The organism is Psychrobacter maritimus (assembly GCF_904846345.1).
In the GTDB taxonomy this organism is placed as follows: domain Bacteria; phylum Pseudomonadota; class Gammaproteobacteria; order Pseudomonadales; family Moraxellaceae; genus Psychrobacter; species Psychrobacter maritimus.
On sequence record NZ_CAJHAJ010000002.1, the window covers coordinates 423,504 to 444,141 of the forward strand.

Genomic DNA, 20,638 nt, shown 5'->3' on the forward strand with positions numbered 1-20,638 from the left:
GTGCTAACCAATCGGACGTCTGCCAGCGTCGATGGTTTTTTGCCGTGCGCGCTTACCTTGACCGAATGCTTGCGTAATACGGTCAATGATAATCGCAACGATGACAATCGCTGTACCAGCTTGCAAGCCCTGACCGATATTGAGCGTTTGGATAGATTGCAAGACATCTTCGCCAAGACCGGGGGCACCAATCATAGAAGCCAATACCACCATAGAAAGTGACATCATTACCGCCTGATTAATACCCGCCATGATACTGGGGAGCGCTTGGGGTAATTTAATCCAAATAAGTAGCTGCAGATGCGTACTACCGAACGAGCGCCCTGCCTCGACCATCTCATGATTGACTTGGGTAATGCCCAAAGTCGTCAAACGAATCAGTGGCGGCAAGGCATAAATAATGGTGGCAAATAGCGCTGGTACTTTACCAATACCAAACAGCATGAGCACCGGAATAAGATAAACAAAGCTTGGCATAGTCTGCATGACATCTAGTATCGGTGTCACAATCTTACGCAGGATTTTACTACCTGACATGGCAATGCCAATAGGAATACCAATCACTACCGTGACCAATACCGATACGATAAGCAGCGCAAAGGTGTCAATCAAGGCGCCCCATAGCCCAAACGCGCCGATAAGAAACAATCCTGCCCCGCACGCCAGCGCAAACCAAATTTTACGCACGCCAAACCACGCCAATACCGTCACAAGTGCAATAATTAGCCAAGGCGGAATAACCGTTAATAGCCGCTCAATGGGTAGCAATAGATAGGTTAACGCCACCGTACTGATAGTACGAAACACGTCACCGTAGTTTTGGACAACGTTTGCTAATATATTATTAAGCGGGGTCTCAAGTGACCATGAAGGGAAGCTTGATGATAAGCCAAATTTGCTATCACTGGATGCCCCGTTATTACTATCACCAGTATTCGCAACAGCCGCGCCTGTTAGGCTAATACCTAACTTAGCAGCAAGTCTTGTGGCCGCTTCCTCAGATAGCCAATGTTGCCAAATGTGTGGATTCTCACGCAAAAACGTTAAGGCTTGCTCATCGCCGCTCCGTTTACTTTCACTCATCTCTAAGATAGCCCCATTGAGCTCATCGGAGCTAAACTGAACCTTTTTGAAGACAGCAGCCAGCTCAGGATTAGATTCAATAAACGGTGTCGATACCGCGATACCTAAAGGCGATACTGGAAATCCAGAAACACAGTCCGCTGTGCCATCAGCAAGTAGCAAGTCTTGCCAGCAAGCGTCGTCATGGGCGGGAAATGCTAATGGCGCAAAGTCATACTTTGCCATCAAGCCAGTAGGCTGCCAGTAATAGAATAATAGCGGTTTATGCTGTTCAAAAGCGGAGGCAATCTCGGCATCGAGCGCAGCACCGGTTCCGGGATGGGCATTGTTAAAAATACTGTCTAAACCGGTATTTTTAAGCAAACGGCTATTAAATATCTCACACGTCCAACCAGACGGACAATTCATAAAACGCGATTTTCTTGGGTCTTCAGGGTCTTTAAACAGCTCAGCGTACTTAGGCAAATCTTGGTAGCTGCGTAGACCTGGGTTTTCGTCTAGGACATATTTGGGTACATACCAACCTTGAGTAGCACCGCCTTTCAGCGTATCGCCAATGACCGCGACTTTATTTTGGGCGATGGCTTGCTCCATGATTGGCGAGCGCCCAACCCACTGCTCGCCAATCACTTGAATGTCGTTTTGTGATAATGCGGTTTCAAGCGCAGGACCGGCGCCCGGCACTTCTTCAATTGTACAATCATAGCCATCTTCAGCGATGTACTTAAGCACCCCAGAGATAAACTGACCGCTCTCCCATGTCAGTGCGCCAAATTTGATGGGTGCATCACAAGCTGCTGACGCCGATACCGGCAGCAACAAGGCACTCATACACAGTAAACTTAACGCAATCCATTGGCGCATGGGATATCCTATTTATGATTTTTATTATCAGTATTAATATTAGTATTAGTATTAACGCTAAAGTTAGTAGTACTGACATCTTGAACCAAGAGTATGTTGCCTTTGACTAGTTTGGTGATTAATGCCTAAATTAGCTATTGCTGATTAATCTAAAATTGACACTATAATCGTTTAGGCTTACTACAAAGTGTAGCGATTTATAGATAGGATGACAAATGCTCATTAATTTTAATTGTTGGTTTTTAACTATTGGTTATTAATCACTAAATTTTAGGCAAAAAAATAGCACCTACCTGAATAGATGCTATTTTTTATCATGTTGCTTGCTTAACCAAAAACTGTTTTATCATTGGCTATTTTATTATTGGCTATTTCAAAAACAGCGCCATGGCTTTTTTAAACAAGCCACCGTATGGCGGTAGTAAAATATTAAGACCATTCAACTTCGATTGTACAAACACAGGCTTCATATGACTAAGACGCTCAACGCCAGCTTTACCGTGATAAGCGCCCGTACCTGAGTGTCCAACACCGCCAAACGGCAAATCATGTTGCGCCACATGCATAATGACTTCATTAATACACAGGCCACCCGATACCGTATTATTACGCACCTGATCTATCTCGCTATTGTTATCACCAAAGACGTATAGCGCCAACGGGCGTGGACGCTCATTGATAAAACGAATGGCATCATCAAGGCTGTCATAGTGCATCAAGGGTAAAATCGGGGCAAAAATCTCGTTTTGCATGACATCGCTATCAGGCGCAGGCTCACTGACAATCACGGGTGGCATCAGGCGGCTGTCAATATCAGCATCCGTATCAGTCAGCGGATGAACCTCATCGCCTGCCAAGCCATCTAGATAGCCTTGTACACGTTTAAACTGCGCACCATTAATGATGTGCGAATAGTCAGGATTGTCTGCAATATTGGGATAATGTTTTTCCATCCACTCTTTTGCCAGACGGATAAACTCTCCATGATATCGACGCGGAATGAGCACATAATCAGGCGCAATACAGGTCTGACCGGCATTAAGCGTTTTACCCATCATCACGCGATTGACGGCGTTTTCTAAGTTGGCACCTTCCAAAATGACGACAGGCGACTTACCACCAAGCTCAAGGGTGACCGGCGTTAAATTTGGTGCAGCAGCAGCCATGACCTTTTTGCCGACCGCGGTTGAGCCGGTATATAATAAATGATCAAAGGGCAGTTGGCTAAAGGCTTGAGCAATCTCAACTTCGCCGATGACCACAGAAACCATATCCGGTGAAAAATAACGTGAAATGGTTTCAGCAAAGGTTTGGGCAAATTGCGGTGCGGCCTCGCTCATTTTAATCATAATGCGATTACCCGCCGCCAACGCATCAATCATAGGTCCGACTGCCAAAAACAGCGGGTAATTCCAAGGCACCATAATACCGACCACGCCAAGCGGCTGCGGCTGAATCTCATTATGAGCCGGCATATAAAGCGCTGAAATCGATACACGCTGCGGTTTCATCCATTTTTTACCATGTTTTCTGGCATGGCTGATACCGGTAAAACTCGGAAACAGCTCAGCGAACTGGGTCTCTGACTCACTGCGATAGCCAAAATCGGCGCTAATCGCTTTGGCAAGTAGCTCTTGATTGTCGCTTAGCATCACCTCTAGATTGTCGAGTTGATTTTCACGCGTGGCCCAATCATTGATGGGCTGCGTACGGCTCAAATTTTGCAGGCGTAAAAATTGCGCCTGCATATCAGCGACGGTCTTAATGATGCTAAGGGATTCGTTTGCATCATTGGCATGGTTTGAAGCTTGAGCTTGGTTGGTTGGCGTCGGCTCGCTTTGGAAAAGCGTGTTCTGATTATTATCGGTCATTTATCTTCCTTGTCATAGGCGTTAGAGTCGGCACGCTATAATATATTTAAGACTCTGAATACATGATCAGGCGTAATATACGCCGCCTATATCTTATATGGCACTTATATACTCACCTTCAACTGATGGCTGTTGATGAACAGTTTTCAATAATGAAGGCAGATGAGATTCCTTTCAATGCTATTCGACACTATTTTAGTCAACGCCGTTTAATGTAGCGCATCGACCAGTGAATGAACAGCACCTTTGATTGACTAGTGGGTCTGTATGAAATACGTGTCATTTAAGGCCTATATTGCTGCTATTTATCAGTATTTTTACTGCCGCTAGATGGAGTAAGCGAATAGCGCAGCTGACGCAAATATAGAGTTGGGCACAATTGCTAAAACTGCTACACTGAATCGCAGTAATAGGATTTATCCAATCTACAAATGCGATCATGCTGTTGGGATTAATTTTTCGCAGCCTCTGTCTGCATCGGCACAGCAAGGAAGATTAATCCGAGCAGCATCTGTGTATAAATCTATTGCTTATATTTAGTATTGACTATCACTCTAGGCAACTAGACTCTAAAAACATCCTTCTAAAACATCAAAATATAAGACAGTCATTCTTATGCAAAATACCGCGCAACCCCTCAATGAAATGCTAGTCAGCAAATCGCTCTCAGCTGCTGATTATGTCCCTACCCTTGATGCCATGCTATCGCGTACGTTGGCGCGTATCGCGCTCAAAAAAGAGCAAGGTCTACGCACCCCTGACGAGCTATGGATTGTCGATCACAATGATGTCTATACGCTTGGACAAGCCGGTAAAGAAGAGCATATCCTGCAACGTACCAATACCCCTATTATCAAGACCGACCGCGGTGGTCAGGTGACATGGCACGGGCATGGGCAGCTGGTTATATATTGGTTGTTTGATTTAGAAAGTTTAGGCTGGAGTGTACGCAATATGGTATCGCACGCCGAACAAGCGATTGAAGATGTGGTCAATGACTGCCTAAAAAGCCACGCGTCTAATAGTGTCAATACCAGTGCCGATATCAGCGCCCATGCGCGCCGTGATGCGCCCGGTGTTTATTTATATAGCCATCTAAATACTGCCAGTAATGACAACGCTCAACCATTCACTGAGCTTCCGGCCGATGACGCCATTATGCTGGGTAAAATCGCCTCACTTGGCTTTAAAATCAAGCATGGTTTTAGTTATCATGGGGTCGCGATTAATTTAGATTGTGATTTATCGGCTTTTAATGCGATTAATCCATGCGGCTATGCGGGCATGCAAATGTTACGACTGGCTGACTTTGTTGCGATGGATGAGCAAACGACGGATGAGCAAACGGCAGTGCAGACCGCTGAACAATCTATGCAAGCAATTGCAAACTGTTTAAGCTATGAGCAAGTGACCCAAAAGCTTATCGATAATATTGCCAAACGTCATGCGGGACATATCCAATTACGTGCCCTCGCCCCAAAGTAATTTTTAAGTCTTTTTTATACAGTCTTGCTTACACAGTTTTTTTTAAATTAAATACTGTTCTTTGCATAATCCTTTTTTGCATAATATCGTGCACGCTTAGACTTAAGCATTGTGAGAAAATTTGAGTCAAACTTGTTATAATCGCAGGCGCACAAATTGGGCGCAGCAATAACCTTAGCGCGCCAACATTTAACCCTTTATCATTGAAGTATTCATAACAAAAGCACCTTGGAGCAACTTATGGCAGATTTTAATAAAATTTTGGACGCAGGCGACGTCGATGGCGGCATCATTAATGTGGTCGTAGAAATCCCAACTGGTAGCAGCCATAAAATTGAGTGGAATCGCGAATTGGCAGTTTTTGAACTTGACCGTGTTGATCCACAGATTTTTGCTAAACCTTGTAACTATGGTTTTATTCCGCAAACCCTTGATGAAGATGGCGACGAGTTAGATGCGCTTATCATCACAGAACAGCCTTTGCCTACTGGTATTTTCTTAAAAGCGAAAGTAATCGGCGTGATGAAATTCGTTGATGATGGCGAAGTTGATGACAAAATCGTCGTCGTACCGGCTGACGACCGTGATACAGGCAATGCTTATAACAGCCTAGAAGATTTACCAAAGCAGCTTATCAACCAATTGCAATTCCATTTTAGCCACTATAAAGACCTTAAAAAAGCCGGTACAACGGTGGTTGAATCTTGGGGTGACGTCGCAGAAGCTAAAGAAGTCATCAAAGAGTCTATCCAACGCTGGAAAGACCTATAAATTGTCCTAGATAATTTATAAGAAGCGTTTATTGCCATTTTTTTATTAAAATAGGATAAGCGCCATGAAAATACCGCAGACATGATAATGGTTGCGGTATTTTTTTGCTTGAATTTTGCGCCGATAAAATGGTTATAATACTCTCACCTACCTAGTATCACACCCAAATAAGGACTGTCATGTTTGACTCTGATTCAGGCTCAACGCCCACCAATAAAAAACTGCCAAAAGCTGTGATGATGATGGTCGAAAAAGGCAATTTGGTGCAGGCAATTAAAACCTTGGCCGCTGATGAAAATATCAGTATGGATGCCGCCAAATCTCGCATAGATACTTATGAGCTTGCGCTAAAGAACCAGCAGCAGCAAACCCTCACGACTATCGCCAACAAACAAGGTATCCCAAGCCAAGCCTTTAGCTTTGATAGAGAACAAGTTGAAGAAGAGACAGAGCGTCTGACAAAGACTCGCGTTAAAACCACGCCCACAGAGCAAGGCTTCCAAAGTCTACAAGACGGCGTTGACAGTCAGCTCAATGACTTGGGCTATAAAAAACCGCTTATTCCTTATTGGGCAAAGCGGCTATTGGTCATTGCTGCGGTGATGGCAGGATTGTTCTGGATAATGTGGCGAATTTTTGGCTAGTCTGTTATAAGTGGTTCCATTATGGCAGTCTGTTTTAAGTGGTCTGTTAATAGGTTCAGAGGGTAAAATAAATGGTTCCGTTGGGGTATACCTTAAGGGAACTGCAGTTCACAGTCAAAATTTTTCGTATGGTCTATAATATAGTGCCTATAATCTCTACGTTTGGATCCTAAACTATTTGACTGTTCTTTAAGAATGGTTTGATAGTTTTTATTAAAGTTACTCAATAAATAAGCCGCTGACGAATCAATGATGAATCGGTTGTTAGGTTTGTCAAAACGTGCTAAATAAGTATAAGTAGTATTAATACCTGATGATCCTTTTTCGGCAACATCATTATCTATGTTATAAACTATACAATTCGTTAATGACTCTTCTACAGGCATTTCAAGCAGATAATAGATAGTATTATTATACTCAACAGCGTTAGTTGCTAAATTAAATTCTGGAATTTTATCTGTCTTTTTTAACCCTTCTTTAGTCAGCACATACATATTTTTATGGGGATACATCTTCTCATTGGTACTAGCATTCAACATATAATATTCATAACTCAGCAAATCTCGAGGGGCACTTTCGATTATGGAATAATACTCTTGATAGACAGTATGAGTAATAAGATAGTATTTATCTCCCTCTATATTTATAGCCCAACCCTCCTCATTGCCACTTATGTCCTCAACCTTTTCTTTATGAATTTTTAAAAAATAGTTACTACTGGTTTCACATTTAGGTAGCAAAGTTGCTAAGAATATTAGGATAATTATTATAGACAGCACTTTTAAAGTCTTTACACTTGTCACTATTTAAATACTCCGCCTTGCCTTGATTTTGACAACATCAGCTGCTCAGAAAGTACACCGTGAAGTACACTACAATGATCTAAAAAATCAAACTCTTGATACTATTAGTCTACAGCCAAACATTCAAGTCCTCACTAGGGTACCGAACCATTGAAAGTACCTGATTGGTTCGCCATATATTTCTTAAAATGAATCCTTCTAGCATTACCGTTTCTACTAGCACGATTAATAACTCCTCTTTCAGAGAAGATTAACATGAGTAATATGCAACGATTGAAATCAACATTGTTAAATAAAAGTAACGGTAAATGGTATCAGAAGGGTAAATGGTATCAGCGCGATAAGCTATACACAGGCATTATCTTCTTTGATAAACCTGACCATCAACTTGAAGCTTATGAAGTTAAAAACGGAGAGATTGGTAAACCGTATGTCTCACCGTGTCAGATAGGGCTATCTTCACCTATTCAAATAGACTCTTCAGGGTTTTGTAATGAAGATGAAGACGAGTATGGTTGTGGAACAATACCGCAATTTTATCAAGGTAATTTATATCAAGGTATGTCATATACCTTCAACGAAGGTATATGCGATAGAGAGATCTATACCATTGAAAATGGCGAAACAGAAAATCAAATTATGTGGAGGACAAAACCCCATGAGCCATCCATGTTTGAACTTCGATACGAATATGATCAATCAGGCTTCTACTATAGAAATAGTAGAGATGATATAAATTTTGGTTATAGTAAAACTTGTAAAGAAACCAATCGGCTTGAAGATATAGATATTACATATATCCCAAAATTAAATCGTATAAAACGTTTTACAGCTATAGATAATATTATTCACTCAAAAAACTACCTTGATTGTCCCATCCCTGTTCCAGAGATATATGAGCTGATAGAAAATTATCAAAATTTTACATTTGATACGTTCATACGTTTGAAGATAAGCGAAGATATTGCAGAAGATTTGTTCGATAAATGGGCAAAGAACAATAGCTTTATACACGTGGAGTTTATGTACATCACTGGATTAAACGGACTTCATAATTTAGAAATATTTAATGATAAAGAAGAGTTTAGTAGTTTAAAGGAACTACGTATCAAAGAAAGTGAAGTACTACCTCAAAAAGTTGAGCAGCTGAAAAAATATAGTAATAACTTTAAATTGATTATCTATAAATAGATCTATGAGGGCTAAATTGATATTTTTAATATTAGATGTGCATTATAAAACAGACGTGGTACAAAAGCTGGACAGCGCTAAAGTAGCGGGCATACGTTTTCAAGGTATAGAGATTAATGAGATATTAAGTGAGCATACTGTCAACGTGAATAATGTTGCGCCTTATGAGTCAGGGCAATTTTATAAACGAGAATTGCCTTGCTTACTGGCTTTGATTAACCAGATTGACGAACCTTTTGATGTAATTATCATCGACGGCTATGTATTTTTAGATGGTGTTATCAAAGCAGGATTGGGTAAGTATTTATATGATAATCTTGCTAATAAAAAGCCTATCATCGGTATTGCTAAAAACCATTTCTATGACATTACTAAAGACTATGCTGTTTGGCGAGGGATAAGTAAGCACCCACTATATGTCACCAGTATTGGTACAGAAATCACGAAGGCTAAAGAGATGGTAAGTAGGATGGATGGCGAACATAGAATGCCAAAAATGGTTACTTACGTAGATAAACTAGGCCGTGTCATCAATTAGAACACCTATACCTATTGAAATAAATTCCGCTACAGCCATACCCTCACTAGATAACAGCCCTTATTCCCATAACGGTGATTATGTTAAATAGAAATCCATTACACCCATTTATATAATTAAAAATAATTTTAAGACATTAAAAAAGAGATACCGTAGCATCTCTTTTTTTAAATTCATCAGACATATTATCTTAGTGATGCTCACCCGGTAAAATTCTAGCAAAGGCACGCTGAGCAATATTTGGTTTTTTATCACTCGTCAATCCAGCACGAGTACTTGGGAAAATACGATAACCCATCGATTGAATACCAACGTTAATAGCTGGTGCTAATGAATAAGTCGCTGAGGCAAATTTGCCCATGTTACTGGCAATACTGTTTGGTTTATGGACAATCGCTTTGGCAACCATCATCGCCGCCTCATCCGGCATAAGCGCAGGCATGTAGCGATATAACTTAGTTGGCTCAATCATCGGCGTACGCACCAACGGCATAAAGATATTGGTAATCGTGACATTATCGCCTTTTACTTCAGCAGCCAAGCAGCGACTAAAGGCATCCAATGCCGATTTTGAAGCGACATAAGCGGCAAAGCGCGGGCTATTCGCCAGCACACCAATCGATGATATATTAACAATTTGACCAGTCTGACGTTCAATCATCGTCGGCAAAAATCCAAGCACTATTTTAACCGCGCCAAAGTAATTGATATCCATGGTACGCTCAAAATCATGGAAGCGATCTATAGACTCGTGTACCGAGCGGCGAATTGAGCGACCAGCGTTATTAACCAAGACATCTACATGACCGAAATCTGCCAAAATTTGCGCGCTGACTTTTTCTATATCATCCATATTGGTCAGATCACAAGGGTAATAAGTAGCTCTACCACCAAGCTCCTCGATACTGTCTTTCACGGCTTTTAATTTGTCTTCAGTACGTGCCAACAAAATCACATGAGCACCGCATTCACTGAGCAAATAGGCCGTACGCTCACCAATACCACTTGATGCCCCTGTGATAATAACATGCTTATCTTTGACTGCTTTGCTGATTGCTTTTTTTGAGGGATTGGCCATAAAAGATCCTTTTCGTAAATGATACTTCCGTTAATGTTCGCCTAAAGCATAACAAATATAATTGGATTGAAGTTAATAAATAAGCCGTAAAATGCATTTAATATCATGAATATTAGCAGTTAGGTATTTATTATCAAGTGTATTGCTTAAACTGACCGTTTTTTCTTGCTATTCGTGCGCGTGTAAAAAGTCTTCGACCACGCGAAACTGCCCAGCGGTACTCTCTTCACCATACATGGCTTGGCGAAAAGCGTTGGAATTAGGGATGCCGGTGGTATACCACGCAATGTGCTTGCGAGCAATTCGGCAGCCTGAATATTCGCCGTAAAACTCATATAGCTCTTGCAAATGCGCTAGGACAATCTCTTTTATCTCGCTCACACTAGGTGCAGCAAGCACTTCTCCTGAGCGCAAAAAATGCTCGATATCGCGAAATATCCAAGGCTGCCCTTGCGCAGCACGCCCTATCATCACCGCATCACAACCGGTCAGCTCATAGACACGCTGCGCTTTTTGCGCGCTATCGATATCGCCATTGGCAATCACTGGAATACTGATGCTTTCTTTGACCTCACGGATCAGCTCATAACGCGCCTCGCCAGTGTACATATCCTCGCGAGTACGCCCATGAATGGCAATCGCCGCAATACCTGCTTGCTCAGCGCGCTTCGCCACGCGTAAAATATTCTCACGTCCATTCTCATAGCCCAATCGGGTTTTTAAAGTGACGGGCGCATTGACGCTATTTACAGCAGCATCTAGCAAGCGCGCGACCAAATCTTCATCTTGCAAAAGTGCAGAACCCGCCAACCTACGGCACACTTTTTTGGCAGGACAGCCCATATTGATATCAATAATCTGTGCGCCATTATCAATCTGATAACGTGCCGCTTCTGCCAATTTATCAGGTTCTGCGCCGGCTATTTGCGCAGAGATAGGCGCTATTTCGTTGTCAAAATTGGCACGATAGAGCGATTTTTTGCGTGCATAAAGCGCCGTATCAGCGATAATCATCTCACTGACCGCATGCCCTGCCCCAAAGGATTTACACAAGCGTCGAAAGGGATTGTCGGTCACGCCAGCCATCGGTGCGACCATCAGGCGATTTTCAATCGTCAAGCCGCCAATGACCAATGGCTGCAATAAAGGATGGTCATTAGCAGTTTGTGCTGATGATTGACTAGACACTGGATTATTTATAGGCATAAAAAACGGCTTGATTCATGGTGAAAACAAGCCGTTATTCTAAGGGTTCGTACGCATATTGCAAGTCATTCAGGCAATCATTTGCTCAGCGCACGTCAAGGGACAAAATGCCTATTTATCAAAGACACTGCCCTGCTCTAAGGTAATGTCATCATCGTGCTCTTGCATACGCCACGGTAAAATATCTGGCGATTCATTGATAAAGTGCAAGTATTTCTCGAACTGATCAATAATGTCATTAATCACTGACTCTGGTTGATAGCCATACAAATCGTAGGTTTGACCACCACGGCGCAAGTAAACCTCCGCACGATAATGATGCTCTTGCGGTAATTTATTCGCCATCGCTTCCGTATAATAATCAGGCGCTTCATGTTCTGACAAGCGCACTTCGTACCAAAATTCAACGTTATCGCCGCCTCGTAACTCAAGCACCACGCGATCATTGACCTCATCATAGTTCACATCAGGTAACCAGCCTGTTTCAGCAAATTTTTCTGAGACTTCATTCATCGACGAGACAACTGTACCTTTAATATAATTCAGTACTTTTTCACGCGTTGGCTGCTGCGTCATATAATCAATACGGTCGCGCCATGCGTCTAGTTTAAGGAGATGCGGCGGCAGATGATTGTCATTGGCCAAGCTTTGATTGCGATGACCTTCGATACGTAGCGCACGCCACATGCCAAATATGGCAATTAAGATAATCACCGCAAAAGGCAATGCACTGACGATGGCGGCGGTTTGTAAGGCCGTTAAGCCCCCTGCAATCAGCAGTACTGCAGCGACCGCGCCCTCAGTGACCACCCAAAATGAGCGCTGCCACCATGGTGTATCGCTACGGCCACCCGCTGCGAGTGAATCAATCACCAACGACCCAGAATCCGATGAAGTCACAAAAAAGGTAATAATCAATAAAACGGTCAATGAAGAGACAAATTCAGTAAAGGGTAGATTCTCTAATAACTTAAACAAGGCAATGGCTTGGTCGTTTTGTACTTCGCTGATTAATGAGGTGTAACCGTCGAACATAATCATATGTAGTGCCGTGTCACCAAATACGGCAAACCAAAAGAAAGTGAAGAATGTTGGTACTAACATCACCCCAAAGACAAACTCACGAATGGTACGACCACGGCTAATCTTCGCGATAAATAAGCCTACAAAGGGTGCCCATGCAATCGTCCATGCAAAGATAAACAATGTCCAGTTACTAATCCAATCACTCAGCTGATACGCTTGTAAACTAAAGGTGCGCTCAACGATATTACCCAAATAGCTGCCAGTATTTTCCATAAAGGCATTGAGAATAAAGACAGTCGGACCAACGACAAAGACAAACAGCATTAACGCTGTTGCCAATACCATATTTAAGATAGATAAGCGTTTAACCCCTTTATCCATACCCGCCAGCACCGAAACCAATGCCGCCGCGGTAACCAGCGCAATCGTAATTACTTGAACGGTAATATTAACAGGAATCAAATCCGGCAATAAATAATTTAAACCGGCATTAATCTGCGAGACCGACAGACCCAAACTGGTGGCAATACCAAACATCGTACCCAAAATGGCAAACACATCAACCGTATGCCCGATAGGACCATAAATCTTGTCACCGATTAATGGATATAAGGTTGAGCGCATCGATAAGGGTAAACCATGCCGAAAGGAGAAGTATGCGAGCGACAAACCAACGACCCCATAAATAGACCAAATATGAAAGCCCCAGTGAAAGTAGGCAATCTGCATGGCTTCCTTTGCGGCGGCAATGGTCTGCGGTTCTGATAATGGCGGACTGGCAAAATGCAATACCGGCTCTGCCACGCCAAAGAAGAGTAAGGCAATACCGTAACCCGCCGAAAATAGCATGGCGAACCACTCAAGAAAACCATACTCAGCCTCGGCATGATCAGGGCCTAGCTTGATACTACCGTAAGGCGAAAATGCCAATACGATGATAAACATCAAAAAAATCGCCACCGCCAACATATAAAACCAGCCAAAGGTTTCGGTAATATAATTTAATACTGTACCAAACAACTCGCCAGCGGCTTCAGGATTAAGGGATGTGCCTATAACTAACAGCAACATAATGACGGCCGCTGGCACAAATACCGGCAGCAAAATGGTGGAACTGGATGATTTAGGCTTCATAAAGGGAGTCTCGTAACGGTGAGAAAAATATCAAAAAGTTTTCGAAGCATTCAAAATATAAAAATACGTACAAAATATAAAAATACCTACGTAAAATATGAACCAATTTTTACCACATTGAACGCCTAAACCCCAGAACCATGCCAGATATGTAACATCAATTTAACATTTGTTACACCACTATTACCTAAAAATAAAAAAGGCAACTTGTTAGCTGCCTTTTTATCCATACTTTTCTATTAACACTTATAAAAAAAATTTTCTAACGCAATGTCTAAGCAATAAATTTCAGCTCTACAGCTTAAGCATTAATAACCTCTGCTAATTGTTTTGCCATTTCAGCAAGTTCGCCATGATCTGCTTGCGTTACAGCATGGCGACCTAGTTCATGAATGCTCGATGGAATCAGGTGCACGTGATAATGAAAAACAGTTTGCCCTGCTTGTGCGCCATTGAGCTGCATTTGAATAATACCTTCACGCTCGAATACTTGGCGCTGCGCTTGCATGACTTTTTTGGCAGTCATTAATACTGCTGCGGCATATTCTGGCTCAAGGTCGACTAAATCAACGGCTTTTTGCTTAGGAATCACCAATACATGACCTTTTGCTTGCGGCATAATATCCATAAAGGCGAGGGTTTTATCGTCCTCGAAAACCTTATGATAAGGAATATCACCGTTAAGCATTTTGGCAAAGAGGTTGTTATCGTCGTATTTGGTTTGGTTGTCTTGACTCATTTTCATTCCTTAATTGGTTATTAGTAATTGGTTATTAGTAATTGGTTATCAGTACTTGTTGATCAGTATTAGAGGGAAATATCTCAGCAAATATAGTGGACGAAATATGGGCTGAGTACAAGGGCTTGAGGATTTGCAGGTATCACGATTAATTTGTTGACGAGTGATGCGCTTTAAATGTTATATTAATCCTCTATTTTAATCACCCTACGTTTATGGATTTGACTGCCTTGCCAACCCAATCATTAGATAAGCCATCAGATGAGCCGTCAGATAATGACGCCACTTATTCAGAATCTTGTTATTCAGAAACCTATGATACAACGCTGCCGTCTAGCTCTATAGCAGATGCGACAGAACAAGTTGACATTGAGAATGAGGTTGAGGCTAAAACTCGTACGCAAACCCTTGAGCCAAATGCTATTATCTTAGCTGAAGCATTGAGCGATAAAGCTATCAGCTGGCGTATCCATAATTGCAAAATTAGCAAAAAAACCATTACGCAGGATATGCCGCTGCCCTTTTTATATCATTACGACAGTTTGGATGACAGTATTAAACAAACCTATCCGCTAACCCCGTCGTTGCTTGCCCAGTTTAATACTCCAATGACAGCTGACGAGGCGGCGAAACTTATCGGTATTGATAAGGCGCTGATAACCAGCCCTTGGCATGTCAAAGTAGTTGGCTCATTGGTGGTGTTTAGTGAAGCGCTGCAATTGGCGGTACGTTTGCATTGGACCAATACTGGTAAAGACACCCAGCAAATTTATACCAAAGATGAAGCGGATGCGCTTACTGCTGCCTTTAAAGAGTGGCAGTTTTTTGGTCGTATTGATGTCCTTTATAAAAATACCAAACAGACGTTAATCAGTATCGATGAACAAGCTGAAGGCGATAAACAGATACTGACTATCGATGCCAGCTCCGACTATCAATTCTTGCCAGCGACTCACGCCTTGGTCGTCATCGCCAAACTAGAAGCTGATAAAGGCGAGCTGCCTTGGTTTGAAACCGCTATTTTAGAGCGTCTTGCCTAAATATTGACCCTTAAGTCTTTATGATTCGGGGTTAATTGTTTTCAGTTACTCATATCTAATGGTATGGTAATGACTTAGTATTATTCACTAGTACTCACACTGCATAAAAAGCACACTATCAGTATGACAGCGGATGCTGCACACGTTAATAAATCTCGCTCATTTGTAAGGAATATCACATGGATTATCGCTCAAAAACTTCTACTGGCGGTCGTAATATGGCAGGTGCTCGTGCCCTATGGCGCGCAACCGGCATGACTGATGGCGACTTTGGCAAACCTATTATTGCAATTGCCAACTCCTTTACGCAGTTTGTACCCGGTCATGTGCATCTAAAAGACTTGGGGCAAATGGTTGCACGTGAGATTGAAAAAGCGGGCGGCGTGGCAAAAGAGTTTAATACTATTGCAGTTGATGATGGTATTGCCATGGGTCATAGCGGCATGTTGTATTCACTACCAAGTCGTGACTTGATTGCCGACTCGGTTGAATATATGGTCAATGCGCATTGCGCCGATGCCCTAGTTTGTATTTCTAACTGTGACAAAATCACTCCTGGTATGCTAATGGCGGCTATGCGCCTTAATATTCCAGTGGTGTTTATTTCAGGCGGCCCGATGGAAGCGGGTAAAGTGATTGCCAGCACCGTAGCTCACAGCCATAACAACGATGGCGGTAGCGACGTCCATACCACTGACAGTAAAGGCAATGCGATTCGTAAGCTAGATTTAGTCGATGCGATGATGGATGCCGCTGATGATAGCATCAGTGATGAAGACGTCTTAGCCATTGAAAGCTCAGCGTGTCCGACTTGTGGTTCGTGCTCTGGCATGTTTACTGCCAACTCTATGAACTGCTTGACCGAAGCTTTAGGTTTGGCATTACCGGGTAATGGTTCGCTGCTGGCCACTCATTCGCTGCGCCGCGAGTTATTCTTGGAAGCTGGGCGCACGATTGTGTCATTGGCCAAACGTCGCTATGAGCAAGATGATGATTCTGTATTACCGCGCTCTATCGCCACCAAAGCCGCCTTTGAAAACGCGATGACTCTAGATATCGCCATGGGCGGCTCAACCAATACTATTTTGCATCTGCTAGCTGCCGCCAATGAAGCGGAAGTCGACTTTAAAATGCATGATATTGATCGTTTAAGTCGCGGTGTGCCTTGCCTAGCAAAAGTCGCTCCTGCATCGCAAAAATACCATATGGAAGATGTCCACCGTGCTGGTGGTGTATTTGCACTGTTGGCCGAGCTTGATCGTGCGGGTTTGCTCCATACTGACTTGCCAACCATTCATAGCGCCACGATGAAAGAAGCCATCGATAAATGGGACATCATGAACCCTGATAATCTTGAGGCGCGTGCACGTTATATTGCTGCTCCTGGTGGCGTCCGTACTACTGAGGCCTTCTCACAGTCAAAAGAATGGCCGAACCTCGACGTCAACCGTGAGTCAGGCTGTATTCGTAGTGCTCAGCATGCCTATTCAACCGATGGCGGCTTAGCAGTACTATACGGCAACATCGCTGAACGTGGCTGCGTGGTCAAAACCGCTGGCGTTGATGAAAGCATCTTAGTCTTTACCGGACGCGCACGCATTTTTGAATCGCAAGACGATGCCGTAGCAGCTGTGCTTGCTGATCAAATCGTAGCCGGTGATGTGGTCATCATCCGCTATGAGGGTCCAAAAGGCGGCCCAGGTATGCAAGAGATGCTGTATCCAACGACTTACCTAAAGTCTAAAGGTCTAGGCAAAGAGTGTGCGCTGTTAACTGACGGTCGTTTCTCTGGTGGTACCTCAGGTTTATCAATTGGTCATGCCAGCCCTGAAGCTGCTGAAGGCGGCGCGATTGGTTTGGTTGAAGAAGGCGATACCATTCATATCGACATCCCTAACCGCACCATCAATATGCAGGTCAGTGATGAAGAGTTGGCAGCTCGTCGCGAAGCCATGGAAGCACGCGGTCGCGATGCATGGAAGCCTGTGAGTCGCGAGCGTCACGTCTCTCCTGCTCTACGTGCTTATGCGGCTATGACGACCAGTGCGGATACTGGTGCCGTACGTGATGTAAGCCAAGTTGAGCGTTAAGCAAAAAACTTTGCTTATAAGTTTTTAAAACTACAGTCTTAAAGCAATACTCTTATAGAATTATCCAAAGCCTGCGCTATGCAGGCTTTTTTTCACCAAAAAACAACGTAGCCGCCATTCTGATAACGTTTTTTTGCGGTATTAAAAAGCGTTTAGCATCATTATTAAAAGCTAATAAACATCATCTAGTAAACACCATCTAATATCGCATCTCTAAATCCTATAAAACAGCGTGCAGCAAACTTATGATTGAAAATTATAATTTATTCTTATTGGTCTGCGGCATTGCCTTTTTATTTGGGGCGCTGTTTCCTATTATTTTTAAACGCACGCCCATCTCATTACCCATGTTACAGGTGAGCTTTGGTTTACTGATGGGTTATTGGTGGACGAGTTTATCTTTTTTAAACCCGATTGATAATGGTCTTATTATCGAAAAACTGACCGAGATTGTGGTATTGGTCTCGCTGGTCGGTGCGGGTATTAAGATTGATACTGAGCTATCGTGGCACTTATGGCGACCGACTGTGCGCTTACTGCTTATCACCATGCCGATTGGTATTTTTGCAATGGCCGTCTTAGGCTATTATGCTTTTGGTTTGACGCTGGGCGCTGCCATCTTGCTCGGCGCTGTACTGGCCCCGACCGACCCCGTACTAGCCTCTAGCATTCAAGTTGGCCCGCCTAACACCGGCGGCGAAGACGCACCGCGCTTTACTCTAACTTCAGAAGCAGGGCTAAATGATGGTCTCGCATTTCCTTTTGTCTATCTCGCGATTAAGATAGCGGAAGCTTATAGCGGAGGTCAGCAGTTCACGGGTGAGATGCTGTGGTCTTGGTTCACCCATGATGTGCTGTGGAAAATTGGCGCAGGCTTAATAGTTGGCATTGTGGTTGGTAAAGTTTTGGCAAAGCTGGTGTTTTCAAAATACAGCCACAACACCACTATTTCCCAAGGGTATGTGGTGATTGCCATCACATTACTTGCCTATGGACTGGCAGAATACGTGCATAGCTATGGGTTTATTGCCGTATTTGTTGCAGCCTTTGCCTTTCGGCGCTCAGAGCGCGAACACAGCTATCATCACAAATTGCACGATTTTGCTGAGCAATCAGAAGGTTTGCTGATGTCTTTAGTGCTTGTTATCTTTGGCATGTTCTTAGGTCAAGGCTTGCAAGCGGGGGTTGAGCTGACATGGCGCGTCTATATTGTCAGCTTTACCTTTTTATTGCTGATTCGTCCTATTGGCGGCTTTATCGCTTTATCAGGATTAAACCTTCCACGTACCGAAAAATACGCTATTTCTGCGCTCGGTATTCGCGGTATTGGGACTTTATATTATTTATCTTATGCCCTCAATCAAGGATTCTTTAATAATGAAGATGCCCTTAAACTTTGGATAGTGTGCTCCATTGTGATTTTAACTTCTATCTTTATCCATGGTTTAAGTGCGACAAGGCTGCTTAAAATGACGCCAAATAAGTCGCATTAGTATTAAGTGCCGATGATGCTAATTAACCTTATCTGTCAGCATCCACCAAATCCAATACTGCTTCCGTTAGCGCAAACTGACGGACATCATTAAGCATCGTTACGTCAAAGTTATGGATAAAGGCTAATGACAGTTGCCGCGTAGGGTCACACCAAGCAACCGAGCCGTTATAACCCATATGACCAAAGCCTTGCGCCCTATCATTACTCGCTTCGCTGTCACAAAGACTAAAACGGCGATGATAGCCCAAACGCCAGTTCATTTTTGCAGGCATCACTGCATCCATGCCGGTAACTTGCGGGGTTGATAGCTGCTGAAAGGTTTGCTCATCAATGAGTGTCTGCCCCTGCCATGTACCGCCATTGGCTAGCATGGCATAAATAGTCGCTAATGCTTGCGCTGAGGCCACGCCATTGGCAGCAGGGATAACAGCCTGTAATGTGCGTTTATCATAATAATCAATAGGTTGCTTATTGGCTAACATAAGAGCGGATTTATAATTTTTTAAATTAAGCTGGCTATTATTAAAGTATAAACGATTAATTTTTGCCGTATCTAGACTGGGTAGCTCATCTACCGTTGTACTTTCGTTTATACTTCCATTTTTACCATCACTTGCGCTTGCTTGATTGGTTAGCGCTCTTTTTTGCCAACAAGCATAGCTTGGTAGACTGGTGTAAGTATGCAAAGTATTGGCAGAGTCCGCCCTTAACACTGGCTTGCTACGGCGAGGACGCGCTTGCCCGCTTTGTTGACTGCTTTCTTGGTTTGTTCCTAAATCGTCTTTTTGCTCTGCTACCTGCTCTACTGTCTCAAAATACTTAACTAGATGCGCAACGTCGTTCACCTTATTTTCTGGTACGCCAAAATAACAGCTATCTGCAATCCCAAGAGGTTCGGTTAAATAATGGCGCAATGCGTCAGCTAATGGCATATCAGTAACGGCTTCTATCACGCCGCCTAACACCCAGCCATAAACCAGCGCGCTATAAGCGCTATCATATAACTCACTCTGTTCGGGAGCAGTTATCGGCATGGCGGCAACTTTCTCTAGCATCATATTCCAATCAAGCACGGTTTCATTATCGACATCGATACTTTGAATGGAAAATAAATTGCCCTGATGCGACATCACGCGACGCAGCGTAATCTGCTCTTTGCCCTGCGCCGCAAAAGCTGGCCAATAATCGGCAATCGGTCGGTCATAATCAAGTAATTGCTGTGATACCAATACGTGAACTAATGTCGCCAAAATACCCTTACCCGTCGAAAAATTAAGCGATAACGTATCAGGACTCCATGACAAATCCGCGCGTGCCATGCCCACACTTGCTTGAGCGATGCATTGTCCCGCCTGATAAACGACTAATGCCCCACCGGCTGGCGCATCATCAAGCTGTAAGTCCGTTAGCAGTTGTTGTAATCGTTGCTGAAGATCAAGGTTAATGGCGACAGTTGATTTAATCGCTTCATTCGGGGCGCTTGGTTCATGGACGTTATTATTATTTGCTTGCGCATTATTTTTTATCATTATTTACTCGCTTTATTTTTAATCTGAGTTATAAAAAACCGTTCTTACACT

16 protein-coding genes are annotated in these 20,638 nt (G+C 43.1%); 8 read left to right on the forward strand and 8 right to left on the reverse strand.

Annotation, left to right across the window (positions count from 1 at the left end):
• Window positions 1-3 precede the first annotated feature (3 nt).
• Window positions 4-1,947 carry a glycine betaine ABC transporter substrate-binding protein gene (locus JMX50_RS04580; RefSeq protein WP_201628602.1) on the reverse strand — a complete coding sequence of 648 codons (1,944 nt, stop codon included), beginning with the start codon at window positions 1,945-1,947 and terminating at the stop codon, window positions 4-6.
• A 368-nt stretch (window positions 1,948-2,315) separates the two neighbouring features.
• Complete coding sequence (locus tag JMX50_RS04585; RefSeq protein ID WP_201628603.1) at window positions 2,316-3,818, reverse strand: coniferyl aldehyde dehydrogenase; 1,503 nt, start codon at window positions 3,816-3,818, stop codon at window positions 2,316-2,318.
• A 615-nt stretch (window positions 3,819-4,433) separates the two neighbouring features.
• On the opposite strand from JMX50_RS04585, the gene JMX50_RS04590 reads away from it, so the two are divergent.
• The 3 genes from JMX50_RS04590 to JMX50_RS04600 all read left to right on the forward strand — a co-directional run bounded on the left by JMX50_RS04590 (window position 4,434) and on the right by JMX50_RS04600 (window position 6,718).
• Window positions 4,434-5,303, forward strand: coding sequence for a lipoyl protein ligase domain-containing protein (locus JMX50_RS04590; protein WP_201628604.1), 870 nt, complete (start codon window positions 4,434-4,436; stop codon window positions 5,301-5,303).
• A 240-nt stretch (window positions 5,304-5,543) separates the two neighbouring features.
• Window positions 5,544-6,074, forward strand: coding sequence for an inorganic diphosphatase (locus tag JMX50_RS04595; RefSeq protein WP_025651820.1), 531 nt, complete (start codon window positions 5,544-5,546; stop codon window positions 6,072-6,074).
• A 179-nt stretch (window positions 6,075-6,253) separates the two neighbouring features.
• Window positions 6,254-6,718: a hypothetical protein gene (locus JMX50_RS04600; RefSeq protein ID WP_201628605.1), complete on the forward strand. Its 465-nt coding sequence runs from the start codon at window positions 6,254-6,256 to the stop codon at window positions 6,716-6,718.
• Between the two features lie 92 nt (window positions 6,719-6,810).
• Here JMX50_RS04600 and JMX50_RS04605 read toward each other — a convergent pair whose 3' ends face one another.
• Window positions 6,811-7,521 (reverse strand): hypothetical protein, encoded by a 711-nt coding sequence (locus JMX50_RS04605; protein WP_201628606.1) that lies wholly within the window; start codon window positions 7,519-7,521, stop codon window positions 6,811-6,813.
• 255 nt (window positions 7,522-7,776) lie between these two features.
• Between JMX50_RS04605 and JMX50_RS04610 the strand changes: the two genes are divergently transcribed.
• Window positions 7,777-8,712 carry a hypothetical protein gene (locus JMX50_RS04610; protein WP_201628607.1) on the forward strand — a complete coding sequence of 312 codons (936 nt, stop codon included), beginning with the start codon at window positions 7,777-7,779 and terminating at the stop codon, window positions 8,710-8,712.
• 16 nt (window positions 8,713-8,728) lie between these two features.
• On the forward strand, window positions 8,729-9,250 hold the full coding sequence (locus JMX50_RS04615) for an endonuclease V (RefSeq protein ID WP_201628608.1): 522 nt from the start codon (window positions 8,729-8,731) through the stop codon (window positions 9,248-9,250).
• A gap of 190 nt (window positions 9,251-9,440) precedes the next feature.
• Here JMX50_RS04615 and JMX50_RS04620 read toward each other — a convergent pair whose 3' ends face one another.
• The 4 genes from JMX50_RS04620 to JMX50_RS04635 form a co-directional block, all read right to left on the reverse strand.
• On the reverse strand, window positions 9,441-10,328 hold the full coding sequence (locus tag JMX50_RS04620) for an SDR family NAD(P)-dependent oxidoreductase (RefSeq protein ID WP_165597297.1): 888 nt from the start codon (window positions 10,326-10,328) through the stop codon (window positions 9,441-9,443).
• 168 nt (window positions 10,329-10,496) lie between these two features.
• Window positions 10,497-11,534 carry a tRNA dihydrouridine synthase DusB gene (gene dusB, locus JMX50_RS04625; RefSeq protein WP_201628609.1) on the reverse strand — a complete coding sequence of 346 codons (1,038 nt, stop codon included), beginning with the start codon at window positions 11,532-11,534 and terminating at the stop codon, window positions 10,497-10,499.
• Window positions 11,535-11,645: 111 nt separating this feature from the next.
• Entirely contained in the window at window positions 11,646-13,694 is a 2,049-nt protein-coding gene (locus tag JMX50_RS04630; RefSeq protein WP_201628610.1) for a BCCT family transporter, read from the reverse strand.
• Window positions 13,695-13,995: 301 nt separating this feature from the next.
• On the reverse strand, window positions 13,996-14,433 hold the full coding sequence (locus tag JMX50_RS04635) for an HIT family protein (protein WP_201628611.1): 438 nt from the start codon (window positions 14,431-14,433) through the stop codon (window positions 13,996-13,998).
• A 230-nt stretch (window positions 14,434-14,663) separates the two neighbouring features.
• Between JMX50_RS04635 and JMX50_RS04640 the strand changes: the two genes are divergently transcribed.
• The 3 genes from JMX50_RS04640 (at window position 14,664) to JMX50_RS04650 (ending at window position 19,056) form a co-directional block, all read left to right on the forward strand.
• The gene (locus JMX50_RS04640) at window positions 14,664-15,473 is read left to right on the forward strand and encodes a hypothetical protein (protein WP_227670907.1); all 810 of its coding nucleotides are present in this window, start codon (window positions 14,664-14,666) and stop codon (window positions 15,471-15,473) included.
• A 179-nt stretch (window positions 15,474-15,652) separates the two neighbouring features.
• Entirely contained in the window at window positions 15,653-17,563 is a 1,911-nt protein-coding gene (gene ilvD, locus JMX50_RS04645; protein ID WP_201628613.1) for a dihydroxy-acid dehydratase, read from the forward strand.
• Window positions 17,564-17,808: 245 nt separating this feature from the next.
• Window positions 17,809-19,056, forward strand: coding sequence for a cation:proton antiporter (locus JMX50_RS04650; RefSeq protein WP_201624262.1), 1,248 nt, complete (start codon window positions 17,809-17,811; stop codon window positions 19,054-19,056).
• Window positions 19,057-19,084: 28 nt separating this feature from the next.
• Here JMX50_RS04650 and JMX50_RS04655 read toward each other — a convergent pair whose 3' ends face one another.
• Window positions 19,085-20,587: a serine hydrolase domain-containing protein gene (locus tag JMX50_RS04655; RefSeq protein ID WP_201628614.1), complete on the reverse strand. Its 1,503-nt coding sequence runs from the start codon at window positions 20,585-20,587 to the stop codon at window positions 19,085-19,087.
• Window positions 20,588-20,638 lie beyond the last annotated feature (51 nt).

Coding starts and splice junctions, on each gene's coding strand:
- JMX50_RS04590 (WP_201628604.1), top strand. CDS start 4,434: ATGCAAAATACCGCGCAACCCCTCAATGAAATGCTAGTCAGCAAATCG.
- JMX50_RS04635 (WP_201628611.1), bottom strand. CDS start 14,433: ATGAGTCAAGACAACCAAACCAAATACGACGATAACAACCTCTTTGCC.
- JMX50_RS04580 (WP_201628602.1), bottom strand. CDS start 1,947: ATGCGCCAATGGATTGCGTTAAGTTTACTGTGTATGAGTGCCTTGTTG.
- JMX50_RS04630 (WP_201628610.1), bottom strand. CDS start 13,694: ATGAAGCCTAAATCATCCAGTTCCACCATTTTGCTGCCGGTATTTGTG.
- JMX50_RS04620 (WP_165597297.1), bottom strand. CDS start 10,328: ATGGCCAATCCCTCAAAAAAAGCAATCAGCAAAGCAGTCAAAGATAAG.
- JMX50_RS04595 (WP_025651820.1), top strand. CDS start 5,544: ATGGCAGATTTTAATAAAATTTTGGACGCAGGCGACGTCGATGGCGGC.
- JMX50_RS04655 (WP_201628614.1), bottom strand. CDS start 20,587: ATGATAAAAAATAATGCGCAAGCAAATAATAATAACGTCCATGAACCA.
- ilvD (WP_201628613.1), top strand. CDS start 15,653: ATGGATTATCGCTCAAAAACTTCTACTGGCGGTCGTAATATGGCAGGT.
- JMX50_RS04650 (WP_201624262.1), top strand. CDS start 17,809: ATGATTGAAAATTATAATTTATTCTTATTGGTCTGCGGCATTGCCTTT.
- dusB (WP_201628609.1), bottom strand. CDS start 11,534: ATGCCTATAAATAATCCAGTGTCTAGTCAATCATCAGCACAAACTGCT.
- JMX50_RS04585 (WP_201628603.1), bottom strand. CDS start 3,818: ATGACCGATAATAATCAGAACACGCTTTTCCAAAGCGAGCCGACGCCA.
- JMX50_RS04610 (WP_201628607.1), top strand. CDS start 7,777: ATGAGTAATATGCAACGATTGAAATCAACATTGTTAAATAAAAGTAAC.
- JMX50_RS04600 (WP_201628605.1), top strand. CDS start 6,254: ATGTTTGACTCTGATTCAGGCTCAACGCCCACCAATAAAAAACTGCCA.